General features: G+C 70.8%; 17 protein-coding genes. 16 read left to right on the top strand and 1 reads right to left on the bottom strand.

Features of this window, described 5'->3' with window-relative positions; all coding sequences use genetic code 11:
- The first annotated feature begins 80 nt into the window (after positions 1-80).
- The 16 genes from ACWGSK_RS08480 (at position 81) to ACWGSK_RS08405 (ending at position 19,889) form a co-directional block, all read left to right on the top strand.
- Positions 81-1,238 carry a Gfo/Idh/MocA family protein gene (locus tag ACWGSK_RS08480; RefSeq protein ID WP_358507068.1) on the top strand — a complete coding sequence of 386 codons (1,158 nt, stop codon included), beginning with the start codon at positions 81-83 and terminating at the stop codon, positions 1,236-1,238.
- Positions 1,235-2,749, top strand: a complete 1,515-nt coding sequence (locus ACWGSK_RS08475) for a sugar ABC transporter ATP-binding protein (RefSeq protein WP_358507016.1) — start codon at positions 1,235-1,237, stop codon at positions 2,747-2,749. Before ACWGSK_RS08480 ends, ACWGSK_RS08475 begins: the two co-directional genes overlap by 4 nt.
- Positions 2,746-3,834 (top strand): ABC transporter permease, encoded by a 1,089-nt coding sequence (locus ACWGSK_RS08470; RefSeq protein ID WP_452455513.1) that lies wholly within the window; start codon positions 2,746-2,748, stop codon positions 3,832-3,834. Before ACWGSK_RS08475 ends, ACWGSK_RS08470 begins: the two co-directional genes overlap by 4 nt.
- The gene (locus ACWGSK_RS08465; protein WP_452455512.1) at positions 3,831-4,874 is read left to right on the top strand and encodes an ABC transporter permease; all 1,044 of its coding nucleotides are present in this window, start codon (positions 3,831-3,833) and stop codon (positions 4,872-4,874) included. Before ACWGSK_RS08470 ends, ACWGSK_RS08465 begins: the two co-directional genes overlap by 4 nt.
- A 6-nt stretch (positions 4,875-4,880) precedes the next feature.
- Complete coding sequence (locus ACWGSK_RS08460; RefSeq protein ID WP_358507010.1) at positions 4,881-6,095, top strand: substrate-binding domain-containing protein; 1,215 nt, start codon at positions 4,881-4,883, stop codon at positions 6,093-6,095.
- On the top strand, positions 6,096-6,980 hold the full coding sequence (locus ACWGSK_RS08455) for a sugar phosphate isomerase/epimerase family protein (RefSeq protein ID WP_358507008.1): 885 nt from the start codon (positions 6,096-6,098) through the stop codon (positions 6,978-6,980). It begins immediately after the preceding gene.
- 190 nt (positions 6,981-7,170) lie between these two features.
- Positions 7,171-10,998, top strand: coding sequence for a ThuA domain-containing protein (locus ACWGSK_RS08450; RefSeq protein ID WP_358507006.1), 3,828 nt, complete (start codon positions 7,171-7,173; stop codon positions 10,996-10,998).
- A 74-nt stretch (positions 10,999-11,072) separates the two neighbouring features.
- Positions 11,073-11,828 (top strand): hypothetical protein, encoded by a 756-nt coding sequence (locus tag ACWGSK_RS08445; RefSeq protein ID WP_358507004.1) that lies wholly within the window; start codon positions 11,073-11,075, stop codon positions 11,826-11,828.
- 14 nt (positions 11,829-11,842) lie between these two features.
- Positions 11,843-13,000, top strand: a complete 1,158-nt coding sequence (locus ACWGSK_RS08440; protein ID WP_358507002.1) for an inositol-3-phosphate synthase — start codon at positions 11,843-11,845, stop codon at positions 12,998-13,000.
- A complete protein-coding gene (locus ACWGSK_RS08435; protein WP_358507000.1) occupies positions 12,997-13,878 on the top strand; it encodes an SCO3242 family prenyltransferase in 882 nt (293 codons plus the stop codon). Before ACWGSK_RS08440 ends, ACWGSK_RS08435 begins: the two co-directional genes overlap by 4 nt.
- The gene (locus ACWGSK_RS08430; protein ID WP_358506998.1) at positions 13,875-14,720 is read left to right on the top strand and encodes a sugar phosphate isomerase/epimerase family protein; all 846 of its coding nucleotides are present in this window, start codon (positions 13,875-13,877) and stop codon (positions 14,718-14,720) included. The genes ACWGSK_RS08435 and ACWGSK_RS08430 overlap by 4 nt, the downstream gene beginning before the upstream one ends.
- The gene (locus ACWGSK_RS08425; RefSeq protein ID WP_358506996.1) at positions 14,717-15,373 is read left to right on the top strand and encodes an EboA domain-containing protein; all 657 of its coding nucleotides are present in this window, start codon (positions 14,717-14,719) and stop codon (positions 15,371-15,373) included. The genes ACWGSK_RS08430 and ACWGSK_RS08425 overlap by 4 nt, the downstream gene beginning before the upstream one ends.
- Complete coding sequence (locus tag ACWGSK_RS08420) at positions 15,374-16,243, top strand: TatD family hydrolase (RefSeq protein WP_358506994.1); 870 nt, start codon at positions 15,374-15,376, stop codon at positions 16,241-16,243.
- Positions 16,240-17,403, top strand: a complete 1,164-nt coding sequence (gene eboE / locus ACWGSK_RS08415; protein WP_358506992.1) for a metabolite traffic protein EboE — start codon at positions 16,240-16,242, stop codon at positions 17,401-17,403. The genes ACWGSK_RS08420 and eboE overlap by 4 nt, the downstream gene beginning before the upstream one ends.
- A gap of 43 nt (positions 17,404-17,446) precedes the next feature.
- Positions 17,447-18,844: an alkaline phosphatase family protein gene (locus tag ACWGSK_RS08410; protein ID WP_358506990.1), complete on the top strand. Its 1,398-nt coding sequence runs from the start codon at positions 17,447-17,449 to the stop codon at positions 18,842-18,844.
- A 40-nt stretch (positions 18,845-18,884) separates the two neighbouring features.
- Complete coding sequence (locus ACWGSK_RS08405; protein ID WP_358506988.1) at positions 18,885-19,889, top strand: sugar phosphate isomerase/epimerase family protein; 1,005 nt, start codon at positions 18,885-18,887, stop codon at positions 19,887-19,889.
- A 32-nt stretch (positions 19,890-19,921) separates the two neighbouring features.
- Here the strand turns inward: ACWGSK_RS08405 and ACWGSK_RS08400 are convergent, their stop codons facing one another.
- Positions 19,922-20,164: a hypothetical protein gene (locus ACWGSK_RS08400; RefSeq protein ID WP_358506986.1), complete on the bottom strand. Its 243-nt coding sequence runs from the start codon at positions 20,162-20,164 to the stop codon at positions 19,922-19,924.
- Positions 20,165-20,175 lie beyond the last annotated feature (11 nt).

Genomic DNA, 20,175 nt, shown 5'->3' with positions numbered 1-20,175 from the left:
TCAGCCAACTAATTTGTCCAGATCCGGCAACTTATGCTTGACCGTCGACATAAGTCCGACGTAACGTCCCAGACATGTCAGTGAAGAAGGTCACAAGTTCGGACGCCCCCTCGTCCGGACCGGCCATCCCCCAGGCCTACCGAGCGGCGATCGTCGGCACCGGCTTCATGGGACGGGTCCACTCCCACGCCGTCCGCGCCAACGGCGGCGAGGTCGTCGGGGTCGCCGGTTCCTCCCACGCCAAGGCGGAACGGTTCCGCGCCGAGCACGGCATCGCCCGGGCCCACGCCGACGCCCTCGACCTCATCCACAGCCCCGACGTGGACGTGGTGCACGTGTGCACCCCCAACCACCTGCACGCTCCACTCTCCCTGGCCGCCTTGGCCGCCGGAAAGCACGTGGTGTGCGAGAAGCCCCTGGCCACCGACGCCGACACCGCCCGCGAGCTCACCCGCGCCGCCTCCGCGGCGGGCCGGGTCGCCGTGGTGCCCTTCGTCTATCGCTTCCATCCCATGGCGCGCGAGGCCCGCGCGCGCGTGGCCTCCGGTTCCATCGGCCGGGTCGGTCTGGCCCATGGCGGCTACCTACAGGACTGGCTCCTCCACCCCGAGGAGAGCAACTGGCGGGTCGACCCCGAGCTCGGCGGGCCCACCCGGGCCTTCGGCGACATCGGCTCGCACTGGTGCGACATGCTCGAATTCGTCACCGGCGACCGCATCACCGAGGTCAGCGCCCAGGTCTCCCGGATCACCGACACCCGCGGGGAGAACGGCGGCCGGCCCGTCACCACGGAGGACCTGGTGTCCTTCCAGTTCGCCACCGGGGGCGGGGCCGTGGGCAACGCCGTGATCAGCCAGGTCTCCCCGGGCCGGAAGAACCAGTTGGTGTTGGAGGTCTCCGGGACGAAGGGTTCGCTGCGCTTCGACCAGGAACACCCCGAGACCCTGTGGGAGGGCGGGCGCGGCCGGACCGGGATCATCTCCCGGGACGACCCCGAACTCAGCTCCCAGGCCGCGCGTCTGGTCACCCTGCCCGTCGGCCACCCGCAGGGCTACCAGGACTGCTTCAACGCTCTGGTCCACGACACCGGGGCGGCGATCGCCGGAGACGAACCGGACGGCCTTCCGGTGTTCGCCGACGGTCTGCGCGCGGCAGCGATCGCCGAGTCCGTGCTGCTCTCGGCCGCGGAACGTCGCTGGGTCGACGTCCCCGCCATAGAAGAGGTGGAACCGGTATGACCGGCGCGCCCCTGCTCAGGATGACCGGCATCGGCAAGTCCTTCCTGGGCGTGCGCGTCCTGCACGGGGTCGACCTGGAGCTGCGCGCCGGCGAACTGCACGCGTTGGTCGGGGAGAACGGCGCGGGCAAGTCCACGCTCATGAAGGTGCTGGCGGGGGTGCACAGGGCCGACACCGGCCGGATCGAACTCGACGGCGCGGAGGTCTCCTTCGAGCACCCCGTCAGGGCCCAGCGCGCCGGGGTCTCCACCGTCTTCCAGGAGTTCAACCTGCTCCCGGAGCGCACGGTCGCCCAGAACGTGTTCCTCGGGCGGGAGACCCGCACCCGGGGCATGGTGGACGATCGGGCGATGGAGAGCGCCACCGCCGAACTCCTGGCCGACCTCGGGTTGGCGGGCATCGCCCCCTGGTCGAAGGTGCGGCACCTGTCGGTGGCCGAGCAGCAGGTGGTGGAGATCGTCAAGGCGCTCTCCCACGACGCACGCGTCATCTCGATGGACGAGCCGACCGCCGCCCTGGCCGACCACGAGGTCGAGGTCCTCTACCGGATCATCGCCCGGCTGCGGGAGCGCGGTGTGGGCATCCTCTACGTCTCGCACCGGTTGAAGGAGATCTTCGACCTGGCCGACACCATCACCGTGCTCAAGGACGGTCACCTGGTGGACACGATGGTGGCCGCCGACACCCGACCCGCGGAGCTGGTCCGCAAGATGGTGGGCCGGCCGGTCTCCTCCGTCTTCCCCGAACCCCTCGGACCCCACGGAGAACACGTGGGCGAGGTGCGCCTGTCGGTGTCCGGCGCGGGGAACACCCGACTGGACGGGATCGACCTGGAGGTACGCGGCGGCGAGATCGTCGGGCTGGCCGGGCTCCAGGGCAGCGGCCGCACCGAGATCGCGCACGGGCTCTTCGGCGTCGACCGGTTCACCCGAGGTGAGGTCCACGTCGACGGACGTCGGATCGACCCGCGTTCACCCAGGCAGGCGGTACGCGCCGGCCTGGCGTTGGTCACCGAGGATCGCAAGAGCCAGGGCCTACTGCTCGATCAGTCCGTCCTGGCCAACGCCCGCCTGGTGCTCGACGCCGTGCTGCCGTTCGGTTCGGGGCGGCGCGCCCGGCGGATCCCGGGCATCCTCTCCTCCCTGGAGCTGGTCGCCCGCGGCGGCCACGGGCAGGAGGTCCGGTTCCTGTCCGGCGGAAACCAACAGAAGGTGGTTCTGGCCAAGTGGCTGGCCACCGACCCCGGCGTCATGATCCTGGACGAACCCACGCGCGGGATCGACGTGGGCGCCAAACAGGCCGTGTACTCCCTGATGCGCGAACTCGCCGCCGCCGGGGTGGCGATCCTGCTCATATCCTCCGAGCTGCCCGAGCTCATCGGGATGTCCGACCGTCTCGTCGTGCTCGACGACGGCCGGGTGGCCGGCGAACTTCCGGGTGGTTCCAGCGAGGAGACCGTGATGGCCCTGGCCACCGGTGCCTCCGTACACCGTGAGGAGGCCGCCCCGTGACCCGAGTCGTCTCCGCTTCGAGGAACCTGCGCGCCCGTACCGGCACCACCGGCCTGGTCTACCTCGCCCTGGTGATCGTGCTGGTGGGCGGTGCCCTGTTCGTGGCCCTCCGCGGCGGCAACCTGTTCACCGCGGCCAACACGGTGGACCTGTTCACCCGGTCCAGTCTGCTGGGGTTCCTCGCCATCGGGCAGACCCTGGTGATCCTGTGTCGTTCCCTCGACCTGTCGGTGGGGTACGTGACGGCGCTGTCCACCATGGTCGCCGCGATCACGATGGCGGGAGACCCCTCCCGCATCGTCCTCGGCATCGGGGCCACCTTGGGCCTGGCCGCGTTGATCGGCCTGGTCAACGGGCTCATCATCACCAAGCTGAGGGTCAACCCGTTCATCGCCACCCTGGGCATGGGGCTGATCATCAAGGGCTACCTGGACACTCGTTTCCAGGGTCCCGGCGGGTCGATCCCGGCCGAGTTCCAGATGTTCGGTCTCTCCAGGGTCGGCGTCCTGCCGGTCTCCACACTGGTGATGTTGGCGCTGGCCGTGGCCGTGATCCTGTTCCTGCGTCGCACCCGGACCGGTTTCCACATGTACGCCGTGGGCGGTGACGCCGAGGTGGCGCGCCTGTCGGGGATCCGCCCCGAGCTGCCGGTGATCATCGCGCACGTGCTGTGCTCCATGACGGCCGGCGTCGCCGGTCTGCTGCTGGCCTCGCGCTTCGGCACCGGCAACACGCTGGTGTACGGCAACGGCTACGAGCTGGAGGCCATCGCCGCGGTCGTACTGGGCGGGACGTACCTGTTGGGCGGGCGCGGCGGCGTCGCCGGGACCGTCGCGGGCGTGTTCATCCTCGCCACCCTCGACACGGTCTTCAACACCCTGTCCGTCGACCCGTTCGTCAAGGACGTACTGCGCGGCGCCATCGTCATCGCCGCAGTGGCCATCTACGCCCGTGGGCAGCACGCCCGGACGGCCGTCCGCCTCCGTTTCCCCTCCGGCGGCGCACCACCCTCGGCGAGCGGTCCCCCGGATCCCCCGACTTCACCACCGGAAGCGGAACCCGCGGCCCGGGGAGGTACCCGATGACCGAACCGACGACCGCCCGCGCCCGCTTCCTGTCCACCCTGCGCGGTGGTACCGGGACCGTGTCCGTGCTGCTGGTGCTGATCTTCGTGGTCATCGCCACCCAGAACCCGTCGTTCTTCGAGGGGCCGCCGCTGATGGCGTTCGCGAAGAAGGCGGCCCCGCTGGTCGTCCTCGCGATCGGCCAGTACCTGGTGATCGTCTCCGGTGAGTTCGACCTGTCGGTGGGTTCGCTGGTCGGCGCCCAGGTGGTGATCGTCGCGCGCCTCATCGACGGCGACGAGGCGATGACCTACCCGGTGATCGGGCTGATGCTGCTCTTCGGTCTGTTGGTGGGTCTGGTCAACGGCCTGGTCACCACCCTGCTGAAGGTCCCGTCGATCATCACCACCCTCGGCACGATGCTGATCCTGTTCGGCGCCGTGCGCTACTGGACCGGAGGCGCGCCCACCGGAGCCCTGTCGGAGGGCTTCCGTGTGTTCGGCCGACACGGTCTGGAGGGTGTCCCGGTGCTGGGACAGCTCCCGTGGGCGCTGGTCATCGCCGCGGTGCTCACGGTCGGGGCGATCCTCCTGATGCGTTCGCCCTACGGACGTTCCCTCATGGCGACCGGTGACAACGACACCGCCGCCGCCTTCTCCGGGGTCCGGGTGTGGCGGGTGCGCACCCTGGCCTTCGTCGGGTCCTCCCTCATGGCCACCGTGGCCGCCGTCCTGATCGGCGGCTTCGCCGGGGTGACCGCCCAGGTCGGTGAGGGATTGGAGTTCACCGCCATCACCGCCGTCGTCCTGGGCGGCGTGGTGTTGGGCGGTGGTCGCGGAACCGTCGTGGCCGCCGTGCTCGGCGCCCTCACCGTGGAGGCGCTCTTCACCCTGTTCAACCAGCTGTACCTGCCGTCGACCATCCAGCCGACGGCCCAGGGGCTCATCATCATCGCGGCGGTGGCCTACGCCTCCCGTCGCGGCGACCCGCGTCCACCGACTCGTCCGCGAAGGCGACCGGACCCCCCGAACGAGCGGCAGCTCGACTCTTCCAGGAGGTAACCCCCCATGCGCGCATCCCGCGTACTCCTCGCCGGCGCGGCCGGCCTGACACTGGTACTCAGCGCCTGTACGACCGACGCACCCGAGAACCCCGACGAAGGCACGGCCGAGGGCGAGAACGGCGGCGAGCTGTCCCCGGACGCCGAGTGGTTCGACCAGGCCGAGTTCGACGCCCAGATGGCCCAGCGCGACATCGAACCCGAGGGCCCCGCCGACGAGCCCTGGATGCAGGCGATCGAACCCGAGTGGGTCGACACCTCCGACTTCGCCATCGACGACCCGGAGGACGCGCACCTGTGCTTCTCCAACGCGTCGGTGTCCAACCCCTGGCGCGTGACCGGCTTCATCACCATGGAGCAGCAGGTCGAGGCGCTGGTCGACGAGGGCCGGATCGGCAGCTTCGACAGCTCCGACGCGGCCGACGACGACAACCAGCAGATCTCCGACATCCAGGCGTTCGTGGACTCGGGGAACTGCGACGCGATCATCATCTCCCCGTCCACCACCGCCACCCTCACCCCGGCCGTGGAGACCGCCTGTGAGAGCGGTGTCCCGGTTGTCGTCTTCGACCGTGGCGTGAACAGCGACTGCATGGTCACGTTCATCCATCCGATCGGCGGTTACGCCTATGGCGCCGACGCGGCCGACTTCCTGGTGGAGAACCTGGAGCCGGGTTCGACCGTCCTGGCACTGCGCATCCTGCCCGGTGTCGACGTGCTGGAGCACCGGTGGGCGGCCGCTCAGGAGATCTTCGCCGACAGCGAGCTGGACGTGCTCGGTTTCGAGTTCACCGAGGGCGATGGCGCCCAGATCAAGGACCTGGTCTCCCAGCACCTGCAGCGCGGTGAGGTCAACGGCATCTGGATGGACGCCGGTGACGGCGCCGTGGCGGGTCTGGAGGCCTTCGAGGACGCCGGTCAGCCCTACCCGGTGATCGCCGGTGAGGACGAGCTGAGCTTCATGCGCAAGTGGGACGAGGAGGGGCTGACCGCGATCGCGCCGGTGTACTCCAACTTCCAGTGGCGCACCCCGGTCATCGCCGCGGGCATGATCCTGGCCGGCGAGGAGGTCCCGGCCGAGTGGGTCCTGCCTCAGGACCCGATCCGTGAGGACGAGCTCGACGACTACCTGGACCGCAACTCCGACATGCCGTCCCTGCACTACGCGAAGTTCGGCGGCGAGGACCTGCCGGGCTTCCCCGAGGCCTGGGTGGACCGGTAGATGCGCGCGCTGGGGGTCAACACCTGGGTGTGGACGTCTCCGCTGACCGACGCCGCGCTGGAACGGATCGCGCCCCGCGTCGCCGGGTGGGGGTTCGATCTGCTGGAGCTGCCGGTGGAGAACATCGGCGACTGGGACCCCCGGCGTGCCCGCGTCCTCCTGGAGGACCTGGGGTTGGACGCGAGCGTCGTGCTGGTCATGGGGCCGGGTCGGGAACTGGTGGCGACCGACACCGACACCCGACAGGCGACCCGGGACTACCTGAGACGGGTCGTGGACGCCGCGGCGGAGGTCGGTTCCACCGTCGTCGCGGGCCCGGCCTACGCCTCGGTGGGACGTACGTGGCGGATGTCCCCGTCTGAGCGGGCGGGACTGCGCGCCGAACTCACCGAGGCGCTCGCCCCCGTGGTCGACCACGCGTCGGCCGCGGGGGTGCGGGTGGCCGTGGAGCCGCTGAACCGGTACGAGACCAGCGTGCTCAACACCGTCGACCAGGCCCTGGAGGTCCTCGCCGACCTGCCCGCGGAGCACTGCGGGCTGGCGCTGGACCTCTACCACATGAACATCGAGGAGCGGGATGTGGCGGACGCGATCACCCGCGCCGCCGGCCGGATCCATCACGTCCAGGTCTGCGCGAACGATCGTGGGACGCCCGGAGCCGACCACCTGGACTGGTCACGCATCGTGAGCAACCTGGGTAAATCCGGTTACTTTGGACCCCTGGTCATCGAGTCGTTCACTGCCGACAATGAGTCCATCGCCACGGCCGCGTCCGTGTGGCGGCCCCTGGCCGTCTCCCAGGACGCGATCGCTGTCGACGGCCTGGCCTTCCTCCGCCCGCTCACGACCTCCCTGCCCCCGTCGAAAGGAGCCGCCGTGTACTGACACACGATGAGGCGGCCATCCCCCGCCTCCGAACGCGATAGCAGGAACACCCCGAACGGTTCGCGCCCGCACCGCGACCGGACGCCGGTCCTCGACCGGCCCGGTCCACCGTGACCGCGAGATCGTCCCTGCCGTCGGCGCCGGCACGCCGCACGGACTCATCGACCCCCACCCCCAGGTGAGGTAATCCGTGATCAGCAGTCCCCTACGAGCACTCGCCGCGACGGCCGCGGCCGTCGCCCTGGCCCTCGGCCTGACGTCGGTCCCGGCCCAGGCCGACGAAGCCGAACAGGACACGTTCAGCGCGCTCATCTTCTCCAAGACCACCGGTTTCCGACACGACTCCATCCCGCACGGCATCGCCCTCTACGAGGCCCTCGCCGAGGAACACGGCTTCGAGACCGAGCACACCGAGGACGCCGAGGTCTTCAACGACGAGGACCTGGCCCGCTTCGACGTGGTCATCTGGCTCTCCACCACCGGCGACGTCCTGGACGAGGACCAGCAGGCCGCCTTCGAGAACTACGTCCAGGAGGGCGGCGGCTACGTCGGCGTCCACTCCGCCTCCGACACCCACTACGACTGGGAGTGGTACGGCGAACTGGTCGGCGCGTACTTCTCCAGCCACCCGCCCGGCACCCAGGACGCCGAGGTCATGGTCAACGACCGGGCCCATCCCTCCACCGACATGCTCCCGGCGAGTTGGGAGCGGCACGACGAGTGGTACGACTTCGACGTCAGCCCGCGCGGTGACGTACACGTCCTCGCCGGCCTGAACGAGGCCTCCTATGAGGACGAGGTCGACCCCGCCGGGCAGATGGGCTTCGACCACCCGATCGCCTGGTGTCAGGTCTACGACGGCGGTCGGTCCTGGTACACGGGCGGCGGCCACACCATCGAGTCCTACACCGAGCCCGAGTTCTCCGAGCACCTGTTGGGAGGCCTCCAGTGGGCCGCCGGGCAGGTCGAGGGCGACTGCGGTGCCACTCAATGGGACAACTTCGAGAAGGTGACGCTCGCCCAGGGCGAGGAGAACGTCGGCGAACCCATGGGCATGGCGGTCCTGCCGGACGGCCGGGTCATGCACACCTCCCGCAACGGGCAGGTGTCCCTGTGGTCGCCGGACAGCTACAGCACCGCCGCGCTGGCGGACGTGCCCGTCTACGACCACGACGAGGACGGCCTCCAGGGCGTGGCCCTGGACCCGGACTTCGAGGAGAACGGGTGGGTGTACCTGTACTACGCGCCCGTCCTGGACGGGGTCCCGTCCGGCGCCGCCCCCGAGGACGGCGAACCGGAGGACTTCGAACCCTACGAGGCGCACAACAACCTGTCGCGCTTCCAGTTCGTGGACGGTGAGGAACCGAGCCTGGACCTGGAGAGCGAGCAGGTGATCCTGGAGGTCGAGGCCACCCGCGGCATGTGCTGCCACGTCGGTGGTGACATCGACTTCGACCCGGACGGCAACCTGCTGCTGTCCACCGGTGACGACACCAGCGCGTTCGGCTCCGACGGGTTCAGCCCGCACGACGAGCGCGAGACCCGCAACCCGGCCTTCGACGCCCAGCGCAGCTCGGGCAACACCAACGACCTGCGCGGCAAGCTGCTGCGGGTCTCGGTGAACGAGGACGGAAGCTACGACATCCCCGAGGGCAACCTGTTCCCGCCGGAGTCCTCCGACGGTGAACCGACCCGCCCCGAGATCCTCGCCATGGGTCTGCGCAACCCGTTCCGGTTCAGCGTCGACCAGGAGGACGGCAGCGTCTATCTGGCCGACTACGGGCCGGACGCCCCCGAGGCCGACCCCGAGCGAGGACCGCAGAACACGGTGACGTGGCACCACATCACCGAACCGGTCAACATCGGCTGGCCGTACTGCATCGGGAACAACTCCCCCTACGTCGACCACGACTTCGGTGAGGGGACCTCGGGCGAGCCGTTCGACTGCGACGCCCCGGTCAACGACTCCCCGCGCAACACCGGACTGGAGAAGACTCCCCCGATCACCCCGGCGGCGATCTGGTACGACTACGACGAATCCGAGGAGTTCCCGCACCTGGGCACGGGCGGTGGCGCCCCGATGGGCGGCCCGGCCTACGACTTCGACCCCGAACTGGACTCGGACAACAAGTGGCCCGAGTACTACGACGGCGTCCCGCTGCTGTACGAGTGGAGCCGCCAGTGGATCAAGCAGGTCCACCTCGACGACGAGGGCGGCGTCCTCGACATCACCGAGACCGTTCCGGACATCGACCTGGCCAACCCCATGGACATGGAGTTCGGCCCGGACGGCGCCCTGTACGTGCTGGAGTACGGCTCGGGATACTTCGGCGGCGCCGAGGACTCGGCGATCTCCCGTATCGACTACGCGGGTTCCGGGGACAGCCCGGTGGCCCGCATCGGCACCGATGCCACCTCCGGCGCGGCGCCGCTGACCGTGGAGTTCTCCGGGGAGGAGTCCTTCCACCCCGGTGGTCTCGCCTTCGACCACGAGTGGAACTTCGGTGACGGCGAGAGTTCGACCGAGGTCTCCCCGACCCACACCTTCGAGGAGGGCGGACGCTACAACGTCTCCCTCACGCTGACGGACGAGGAGGGGCGCACAGGTACGGCCACGGTATCGATCACCGCGGGCAACACCGCGCCCGAGGTGGCGTTCCAGACGCCCCTGGACGGTCAGTTCTTCGACTGGGGCGACGAGATCCCGTTCGAGGTGTCCGTGGAGGACGCCGAGGACGGCTCGATCGGGGACGGCGTCGACTGCGCCGACGTGGAGGTCACGTCCTCGCTCGGCCACGACACCCACGCCCATCCCTGGACCCAGTACGAGGGCTGTGAGGGTGTCAGCGAGACCGGGACCGACGGTGGTCACGGCCACGACATGAACATCTTCTGGGTGCTCCAGGCCGAGTACACCGACGGGGGCGGGGACGATGTCCCGGCCCTGACCGGCAGCGACGGGGTCAAGCTCAACCCGTCGCGGATGCAGGCGCAGTACTTCACCGACAGCGAGAACGTCGTCACCGAGACCACCGAGGACCCCGAGGGTGGTCTGCGCAACATCGGTGGCGTCTTCGACGGCAGCTGGGTCGCCTACGACCCGGTCAACCTGCACGGGGTCGAGCAGATCGACTTCCGTGTGGCCTCCGAAGGAGCGGGCGGCGCCATCGAGGCCCGCGCGGGTGCCCCCGACGGTGAAGTGGTCGGCTCCGTCGACGTCGAACCCACCGGCGGCTGGCAGGAGTGGGCCGACGTCACCATGGACGTCACCGACCCGGGCGGCACGATGGAACTGTTCCTGGTCTTCACCAACGGGGACGCCGGTGCGGACGAGAACCTGTTCAACCTCAACTACTTCGACGTGAACGCCGATCACCACGGAGAGGAGCCGGAGCCCGAACCGGAACCCGAACCCGAGCCGGAGCCGGAGCCCGAGGGCTGCGAGCCGCCGAACGTCGACGACGGCGCTACCGCCCTGTGGGACGGCGAGTCGTTGGACGGCTGGAACATGGCCGGTCCGGGCGGCTTCGACGTCGTCGAGACCGACGAGGGCTGCGTGCTCGAATCGTCCGGCGGCATGGGGCTGCTCTGGCACGAGACGGAGCTGGACTCCTACCGGTTGAAGGTCGACTACCTGACTCACGAGGAGACCGACAACTCCGGAGTCTTCGTCGGCTTCCCCGAGCCCGGTGACGACCCGTGGGTCGCCGTCGACGAGGGCTACGAGATCCAGATCGATCCGTTCGGCGCGCCGGAGGGCGACCCGATCACCCGGACGGGCGCCGTCTACGACTTCCAGGCGGCCACCTCCCACCCGGAGGTCGTGGGCGAGTGGAACTCGATGGAGATCGAGGTCACGGACCCCCACATCCGGATCCTGATCAACGGCGAGTTGGTCAACGAGTTCGAGAACACCGACCCCGACCGTGACCTGTCCGCGGGACACGTCGGTCTGCAGAACCACGGTGACGCCGACACGGTGTGGTTCCGCGACGTCCAGGTGTCCGACATCGAATAGCACCACCCGCGGCGGGGCCGGCCTCGGCCCCGCCGCTCCCCCCAGCCGGTCAGCGCCAGGACAGGAGGTGCCAGTTGAGCACCCGGAAACGACAGAAGGACGATCGGGGCTCGGCCGGGCCCGACACGACCGAGAAGGTGGTGACCCGCGAGGCCGGCCGCCTCACCTGGTGGTTGACCGGCGGATCCATCCTGCTCGTGGGCGCCGTCGTCGCGCTGGTGGTCACGATCGTCGACGGCGGTGATGGCGCCGTCACCCCCGACCCGGCCCGCGTCGCCGAGTTGGAGGCCTCCGCGACCGATCGTCACGTCGGCCAGGTGGCGGAGCTCATCGAGCACACCCGCGCCGCGCACGAGGAACTCGTGCCCGTCCTGGAGGCCCTGGGCGAGGCGCTGCCCGAGGACGGATCCGAGCCCGCCGGGGACCTCCCCGACTCCGACACCATCGCCGACTGGAACCGGACCACCGACAACGCCCGCGCCCACCTGGACCACGCCGAGTCCGGCGAGACCGGCTTCAACGTCACCCACGCGGGTCTGCGCGGCTCCGTGGACGTGCTCGGATCCACCTTGGACACCCTCGACGTCGCCGTCGCCGCCGACGGGGAACAGGGCGCCGAACTCCTCGAACTCACCATCGACCTGCGTGACCAGGCGGTTCGCGCGTGGTCGGTGGCCGCCACCCAACTGGACGTGATCAGCATCGACGCCGGTCACGGCCACATCCACCTGTACCTCCCGGCCGCCCCGGGCAGCGGCGCGTTGGAGCCCGACGAGGCCGAGGACGGCGACGGGGCCGTCGACGGAGCGCCCGGAGACCACGACCACTGACAGGGGAGTTCCGTATGACACGAATCGGAGTGTGGTCGGTGGGGGCGCGCGGATCGGTCGCCACCACGGCCGTCCTCGGCGCCCTGGCCGTCCGGGCCGGAGCCGCCGAGCCGACCGGGTGCGTCACCGAACGCCCCGAGTTCGCCGACGCGGACCTGCCCGGCATCGGTGACCTGGTGTTCGCCGGTCACGACGTCCGCGGTACCCATCTGGTCAAGAGCGCGGAGCCGTTGGCCAGGTCGGGGGTGGTGCCGCCGCACCTGCCCGAGGCGTTCGCCGAGGAACTGGGCGAGGTGGACCGGCGGATCCGCAAGGGGCTGGAGCCACGCTCCGAGGGGTTCTCCCGCCGCGACGCGGACGCCCTGGAGGAGGACATCCGGGAGTTCGCCGAAGCGGAGTCGCTGGAGCGGGTGGTGGTCGTGGACGTGTCCAGCACCGAGCCGACTCCGAGACCGAGCCCCGAGCTCGCCGATCCCGACCTCCTGGAGGCGGCCCTGGACGCGGGAACCGCCCGGGTTCCGGCGAGCTCGGTCTACGCGTACGCGGCCCTGCGCGCGGGCTGTTCCTTCGTGGAGTTCACGCCCAACGCGGGGCCCCGTCCGCCCGCTCTGGCCACCCTGGCGGAACGGCTGGGGCTGCCGTGGGCCGGTTCGGACGGCAAGACCGGGGAGACCCTGGTCAAGAGCGCGCTGGCGCCCATGTTCGCCGCGCGCGCCCTTCGGGTGCGTTCGTGGTCCTCCACCAATCTGCTGGGCGGCGGGGACGGGCGCACCCTCGACGACCCCGAGAGCAACGACAACAAGTCCGCGTCCAAGGCGCGTGGCCTGGAGCACCTGCTGGGGCACCCGGTGGACGGTCCGTTGCACATCGACTACGTGCCGGACCTGGGCGACACCAAGACCGCCTGGGACCACGTGTCCTTCGAGGGGTTCCTGGGCGCCAGGATGACCCTGCAGTTCACCTGGTCGGGGTACGACTCGGCCCTCGCCGCCCCGTTGGTGCTGGACCTGGCCCGGCTGGCCGCGCACGCCCACCGGTGCGGCCGGGTCGGACCGGTGCCGGAACTGGGCTTCTTCTTCAAGGACCCGGCCGCGAGCGACGTGCACGGGCTCTCCGAGCAGTGGCGGGCCCTGACCGCCTGGTGCGCCGAGGACGGGGGTGCTCGAAGATGAACGCGAAGGTCCGATCATTGGCCCGTCTCGTGCGCCTGCCCGCCGCCCTCTCCGTCCTGGGCGACACCCTGACCGGGGCGGCCGCCGCAGGACGGCTGCGCGAGCCGCGTACGTGGGCGTTGCCGCTCTCCTCGGTGTGTCTGTACTGGGCGGGGATGGCCCTCAACGACTACGCCGACCGCGAGTTGGACGCGGCCGAACGCCCCGAACGCCCCATCCCCTCCGGCGCGGTGGCTCCCGGCGAGGCCTTGGCGGTCGCGTCCGGGCTCACGGTGGCGGGTGTGGGTGTGGCGGCGCTGGCCGGCGGGCGGCGGACGGCACTGGTCGCCTCCGCCCTGGCCGCGACGGTGTGGACCTACGACCTGGTGCTCAAACCCACCCGGCTGTCGCCGTTGGGGATGGCGACGGCCCGCGGTCTGGACGTTCTGCTCGGCGCCGGCGACCGACCCGGGCGGGCGGTGCGGCCGGCCGTGGCGATGGCCGTGCACACCCTGGGTGTGACCGCGCTGAGCCGGGGCGAGGTGCACGGCACCCGCCCGGGGATCGCTGCGGGCTCGTTGGCCTGCACCCTGGCCGGGGCCGTCGTGGCGGCCCTTCCCGGCCGGACCGGACCCCAGACCCCGCGCGACGCGGTGGACGAGGTGATCGCCGGGATGTTCGCGGGGGCCTACGCCGGCACGGTCGGCCTCGCCCAGGGGCGGGCGCTGGCCGACCCCGCGGCCGAACACGCGCGGGAGGCGACCGGCGTGGGCATCCGCGGCATGATTCCGCTCCAGGCCGCGTTGCTGTCCCGCTATGGCGCACCCGTACCGGCCTGCGCGCTGGCGGTGGGAGCCCCCGTCGTCGCCCGTGCTTCGCGGAGGGTGGCGGTGACATGAGGTTCGGATACGGCACCAACGGGTTCTGGGACCACCGGATCGACGACGCGCTCTCGATCATCGCCGACCTCGGGTACGAGGGGGTCGGGCTGACCCTGGACCACCCGCACCTGGATCCGTTCTCCCTGGACGCCAAGGCCCGGGTGAGGGCGATCGGGCGCCGGCTGGACACCTTGGGTCTGGCGTCGGTGATCGAGACCGGTGCCCGCTACCTGCTGGATCCCCGACGCAAGCACGAGCCCACCCTGGTCTCCGACACCGGCCGGGACGTCCGGGTCGACCTGCTCAAACGCGCGGTGCGCGTCGCCGACGAGCTGGGAGCCGAGGCGGTGTCCTTCTGGTCCGGGATCCTGCCCGAGGGCGCCACCATCGGCCAGGGGTGGGACCGGCTCACCTCGGAGGTGGAGAAGGTCCTGGTCGTCGCGGACGAACTGGGCGTGGACTGCGCCTTCGAACCGGAACCGGGCATGTTCGCCGAACGGTTGGCGGACGTCCTGGAGCTACGGAGCAGGCTCGGCGACCCCGAGCGGCTGCGGGTGACCCTCGACGTGGGCCACGGGGTGTGCAACGAACCCGATGGCCCCGAGGGCGCGGTCGAGCGGGCGGGCCCGCTGATCGCCAACGTGCAACTGGACGACATGCGCCCCCACGTACACGAGCACCTGGAGTTCGGGGACGGCGAGATCGACCTGCCCGGGGTCCTGGGCGCCCTGCGCCGGGTGGGATACACCGGCATGGCGTCGGTGGAGCTGCCCCGGCACGGTCACGCCGCCCCGGTGGTCGCGGAGAGGTCCAAGCGCGCCCTGGACGCCGCCTGGGCCCGGGTCGAGGAGGAGGCTTGAGCGCGTTGGAGCCGTTGGACGACAAGGCCCGATCGGTGTTGGACTCCCTGTGCGCCCAGGTGGCGGAGCGGCCCTCCCGTGTCGCCGTTCTCTTCCCCGCGGTGGGGCGGCGGGTGGCCCGTGGGCCCGGACCTTCGGGCGACCCCACCGGAACACTCGGACCGACGGTGGAGGATTCGGCCCGGATCGAACTCCTACGGACCGTGGTGGGCTCCCTGCCGCCGGCGGACGCGGCCACGGAGATCACCGATCTGTACGAATACGGCGACGCCGACGAGAAACGCGCGGTGCTGCACGGCCTCCACCTGCTGGACGGCACGGTGCCCGAGGTCGCGGGGACGATGCGGAACCTGCTCGCCGACGGCCTGCGCACCAACGACACCCGGCTGATCGCGGCGGCGGCCGCGAATCCCGCCCAGTCCCTGTTGGACGACCACGCCTGGCGACAGACCGTGCTCAAGTGCCTGTTCGTCGGGGTGCCGCTGCGTCTGGTGGCGGGGCTGGACACCCGGGTCGACCTCGAACTGGCCCGCATGTGCGCGGACTTCGCCCACGAACGCGCGGCCGCGGGTCGGGCCGTACCGGCCGACGCCCGGTCGGTCCTGGACCGTTTCCCCGAACACCCCTTCCACGAACGGCCGCAGGAGGGCTGAATGCGCATCTTCGAACCTCACATCCACATGACCTCGCGCACCACCACCGACTACCGGGCGATGTACGACGCCGGGGTGCGAGCGCTGGTGGAACCCGCCTTCTGGACGGGGCAGCCGCGCACCGGCGTCGGTTCCTTCCGCGACTACTTCGACGGACTCATCGGTTGGGAGCGCTTCCGCGCCGCACAGTTCGGGATCGCCCACCACTGCACCATCGCGCTCAACCCCAAGGAGGCCAACGACCCCCGGCTGACCGGGGTGCTCGACGTCCTCCCCCGTTACCTGGCCAAGGACGGTGTGGTGGCGGTCGGCGAGGTCGGCTTCGACTCGCGCACCCCGGAGGAGGAGAAGGTCTTCCGCCGGCAGCTGGAGCTGGCCAAGGAGTTCGCCCTGCCGGTGTTGGTGCACACCCCGCACCGGGACAAGGCCGAGGGGACGCGGCACACGCTCCGGCTGGTCGCCGAGTCGGGTGTCTCCCCCGAGATGGTGCTGGTGGACCACCTCAACGAGACCACCGTGGCGATGGTGCACGACTCCGGGTGCGTCATGGGTTTCTCCATCTACCCCGACACCAAGATGGACCCGGACCGGATGGTGCGGATCCTCTCGGAGTGGGGCACCGACCGGATGGTGGTGAACTCGGCCGCCGATTGGGGGCACAGCGACCCGCTCTCGACCCTGTACACGGGGCGGGCCATGCTGGCCGCGGGTTTCACCGACGACGAGGTGGACCGGGTGCTGTGGCGCAACCCGGTGGACTTCTTCGCCCGAAGCGGTCGCCTGTCGTTGGAGGGCGCCTCGTCGGTCGGGGCGACCTTCGAGGGCAACTCGATCCTGCGCGGCGAACGCCCCGAGGGGGACGCCGGATGAGGTTCCGCCACCCCGACGGCACCGTCGTCCATCTGGCCTATTGCACCAATGTCCACCCGGCCGAGGACCTCGACGGTGTCCTGCGCCAGATCCGGGTGTTCGGCGGCGGGGTCCGCTCCGCCCTGGGCGTCGACCTGTTGGGGCTCGGGTTGTGGCTTCCCGCTCCCCTGGCCCGCGAGCTGGCCGCGGACCCCGCCCTGGTCGACCGGTTGCGCGAGGGCCTGGAGACGGCGGGGCTGGAGACCGTCACCCTCAACGCGTTCCCCTACACCGGCTTCCACGACCCGGTGGTCAAGCACGCCGTCTACAGTCCGGACTGGACCGACCGCGCCCGGTTGGACTACACGGTGGACTGCGCCCGGATCCTGGCCCGGCTGATGCCCGACGACGCCGCCCGGGGTAGCGTCTCCACCCTGCCCCTCGCCTGGCGGGAGCCCTGGTCGTCGGAGCGGCTGGTGGTCGCCCGCGGGCACCTGACCGAGCTGTCCGGGGCCCTGGCCGAACTCGCCGACGCGGGACGCCCGGTCCGGGTCGCCCTGGAACCCGAACCGGGGTGCGTGGTGGAGAGCACCCACGACGCCGCCCGGTTCCTCTCCGGATCGCCCGCGCACCTGGGCGTGTGCCTGGACACCTGCCACCTGGCGGTGGGGTTCGAGGAACCCGGACCGGCGCTCGCCCGCCTGGCCGACGCCGGGCTGCCGGTGGTCAAGACCCAGGTGTCGGCGGCCCTGGAGGTCCCCGACCCGTCCGCCCCTCGGGCCAGGGAGGCGCTCGCCGCCTTCGCCGAGGACCGGTTCCTGCACCAGACCCGTGAGCTCGTGGGCGGGCGCGCCCAGGGCCGCGACGACCTGCCCGACGCCCTCCACGGCCCTCGCCCGTTGCGCGGACGCGGCCCCTGGCGCACCCACTTCCACGCGCCCCTGCACTCCCCCGCGAACGAACCGTTGCGCGGCACCACCGACCACCTCACCGAGACCCTCGCCCACCTCCTGGGGCCCGAGGGCGCCCGCACCGACCACCTCGAAGTCGAGACCTACACCTGGACGGTGTTGCCCGAGGGCAGCAGGCCCGTGGGCGAGGACGGGCTGATCGAGGGGATCGCCGCCGAGCTCGCCTGGACCCGGGACCGGCTCCTCGACCTCGGACTGACCGCCCTGTGAACGCCCGATGGCCCGTGACCCCCGAAGGAAGGGACCGTTCCCCATGACCCAGGACCGCCGCCTCCTCGTCATCGACGCGGTCGGCCTCACCCCCCGGCTGCTTCGGCACGCGCCCCGTCTGCGGGCCCTGGCGGAACGGGGCCGGCAGGCCACCTTGGAGACCGTCCTGCCCGCCGTGACCTGCACCGTGCAGTCCACGTTCCTCACCGGCGCCACCCCGGCCGGCCACGGCGCCGTCGCCAACGGCTGGTACTTCCGTGACCTGGGAGAGGTGCACCTGTGGCGCCAGCACAACCGGCTGGTCCAGGGCGAGAAGGTGTGGGAGACCGCCCGCAGGCACCGCCCCGGTTTCCGGACCGCCAACGTGTGCTGGTGGTACGCCATGGGCGCCACCACCGACTGGACCATCACGCCCAGGCCCGTCTACCACGCGGACGGGCGCAAGTCCCCTGACTACTATGCCCGGCCGGTGGCGCTGCACGACGAACTCACCGATGAGCTGGGCCCCTTCCCCCTGTTCCACTACTGGGGGCCGACCGCCTCCCTCCGCTCCACCGAGTGGATCGTGGCCGCCACCCGTCGACTGTTGCCCAGGGCCGACCTGACCCTGTGTTACGTCCCGCACCTGGACTACGACCTACAACGCTTCGGCCCGGGATCCGAACAGGCCCTCAAGGCGGTCGGCGACCTCGACGCCGCGCTGGCGCCGCTGTTGGACGACGCCGAGGCGGCCGGTGTCACCGTGCTGGTGCTCAGCGAGTACGGCATCACCCCGGCCGACCGCCCCGTGCACGTCAACCGCGCGCTGCGCGAGGCCGGGCTGCTGGAGGTGTACACGCAGGAGGGCATGGAGTACCTGGACCCGTGGGCCTCGCGCGCCTTCGCGGTCGCCGACCACCAGTGCGCCCACGTCTACGTGGACGACCCCGCCGACCTGCCCGCGGTCACCGAGGTCGTGGCCGGCCTGGAGGGTGTGGACCTGGTCCTGGACCGGGCGGCGCAGGCCGGTCACGGACTCGACCACGACCGCTCCGGCGAACTGGTGCTGTTCGCCGATCCGGGCGCCTGGTTCACCTACTACTACTGGCTGGACGACGACCGCGCCCCCGACTTCGCGCGTGGCGTCGACATCCACCGCAAGCCCGGATACGACCCGGCCGAGCTGTTCCTCGACCCCGCCGACCCGATGGTCAAGGCGCGGGCCGCGGCGGGCCTGATCCGCAAGAAGGTCGGCCTGCGGTACGCGATGAACGTCGTCCCCCTGGATCCGGGCTGTGTGCGCGGAACCCACGGACGCCCCCACACCGATCCCGAGGACGGACCGCTGTTGTTGTGCGACGGCCCCATCCCGGACCGGGATCGTTTCGCGGCCACCGAGGTCCGCGATCTCATACTCGACCTCGTCGGTGTGCCGGCACCGACGAGGTCGACCCCGCTATGACGCAACCGGCCCCGACCCCCCGAACAACGGAGGATGCACGATGACCAGACCGGTCACCCTCTTCACCGGCCAGTGGGCCGACCTGCCCTTCGAGAAGGTGTGCGAACTCGCCTCTTCCTGGGGCTACGACGGACTGGAGATCGCCTGCTGGGGCGACCACCTGGACGTCACCCGCGCCGCCGTCGACGACTCCTACGTCCAGGGGCGCCGGGAGATCCTCGAACGGCACGGGCTCGGCGTGTGGGCCATCTCCAACCACCTGCTGGGCCAGGCGGTGTGCGACGACCCCATCGACCACCGCCACCGGGACATCCTGCCGTCCCGGGTCTGGGGCGACGGCGACCCCGAGGGCGTGCGGCGGCGCGCCGCCGAGGAGATGAAGCTGACCGCCCGGGCGGCCGCGAGGCTGGGCGTGTCCACGGTGGTGGGCTTCACCGGCTCCGCGATCTGGAAGTACGTGGCGATGTTCCCGCCGGTGGGCGACGACGTCATCCAGGCCGGTTACCGGGACTTCGCCGACCGGTGGAACCCGATCCTGGACGTGTTCGACGAGGTGGGCGTGCGCTTCGCCCACGAGGTGCATCCCTCGGAGATCGCCTACGACTACTGGTCGACACAGGCGGCCCTGGAGGCGGTGGGGCACCGGGAGGCGTTCGGGTTGAACTGGGATCCCAGCCACATGGTGTGGCAGGACATCGACCCGATCGGATTCCTGTGGGACTTCCGGGACCGGATCTACCACGTGGACTGCAAGGACGCCCGCAAGCGCGTGGGCGGCGGCCGTAACGGACGTCTGGGCTCACACCTGCCGTGGGGCGACCCGCGTCGGGGCTGGGACTTCGTGTCCACCGGCCGGGGCGACGTGCCATGGGAGGCGTGTTTCCGCGTGCTGAACTCGATCGGCTACGACGGGCCGATCTCCATCGAGTGGGAGGACGCCGGAATGGACCGTCTGACCGGTGCGGCGGAGGCGGTGAGGTTCGTGCGGGCCAACGTCTTCGACCCGCCCACGTCTTCCTTCGACTCCGCGTTCGGCTCCGGCTGACGGATCCGGCCGCGGCCCCCCACGTCGGCCCGTCACATCATGGGGGCGATGACGACGCGGAACTCCCCGCCGTCGGTCCCCACGTCGTGGCGGAAGTCGTTGACCCGGTTCACCGAGCGTTGGACGGCGTCACCGCCGAAGGCACTGGTGTCCACGCCGGGCAGCACCTCGCGCAGGGCGAGGACCGCCTCGTCGATGGACAGGGCCGTGCCCCGGTGTTCGGGGGTGATGCGTCGGCCGTCATCGGTGAGCCGACTGATCGCGATCCGGAACATCGCCGGTCTCC

The sequence above is a fragment of the Nocardiopsis sp. NPDC055551 genome, assembly GCF_053619415.1.
The sequence above is the reverse complement of the archived record's forward strand: the minus strand, read 5'-3'. Positions and strand labels throughout refer to the sequence as shown.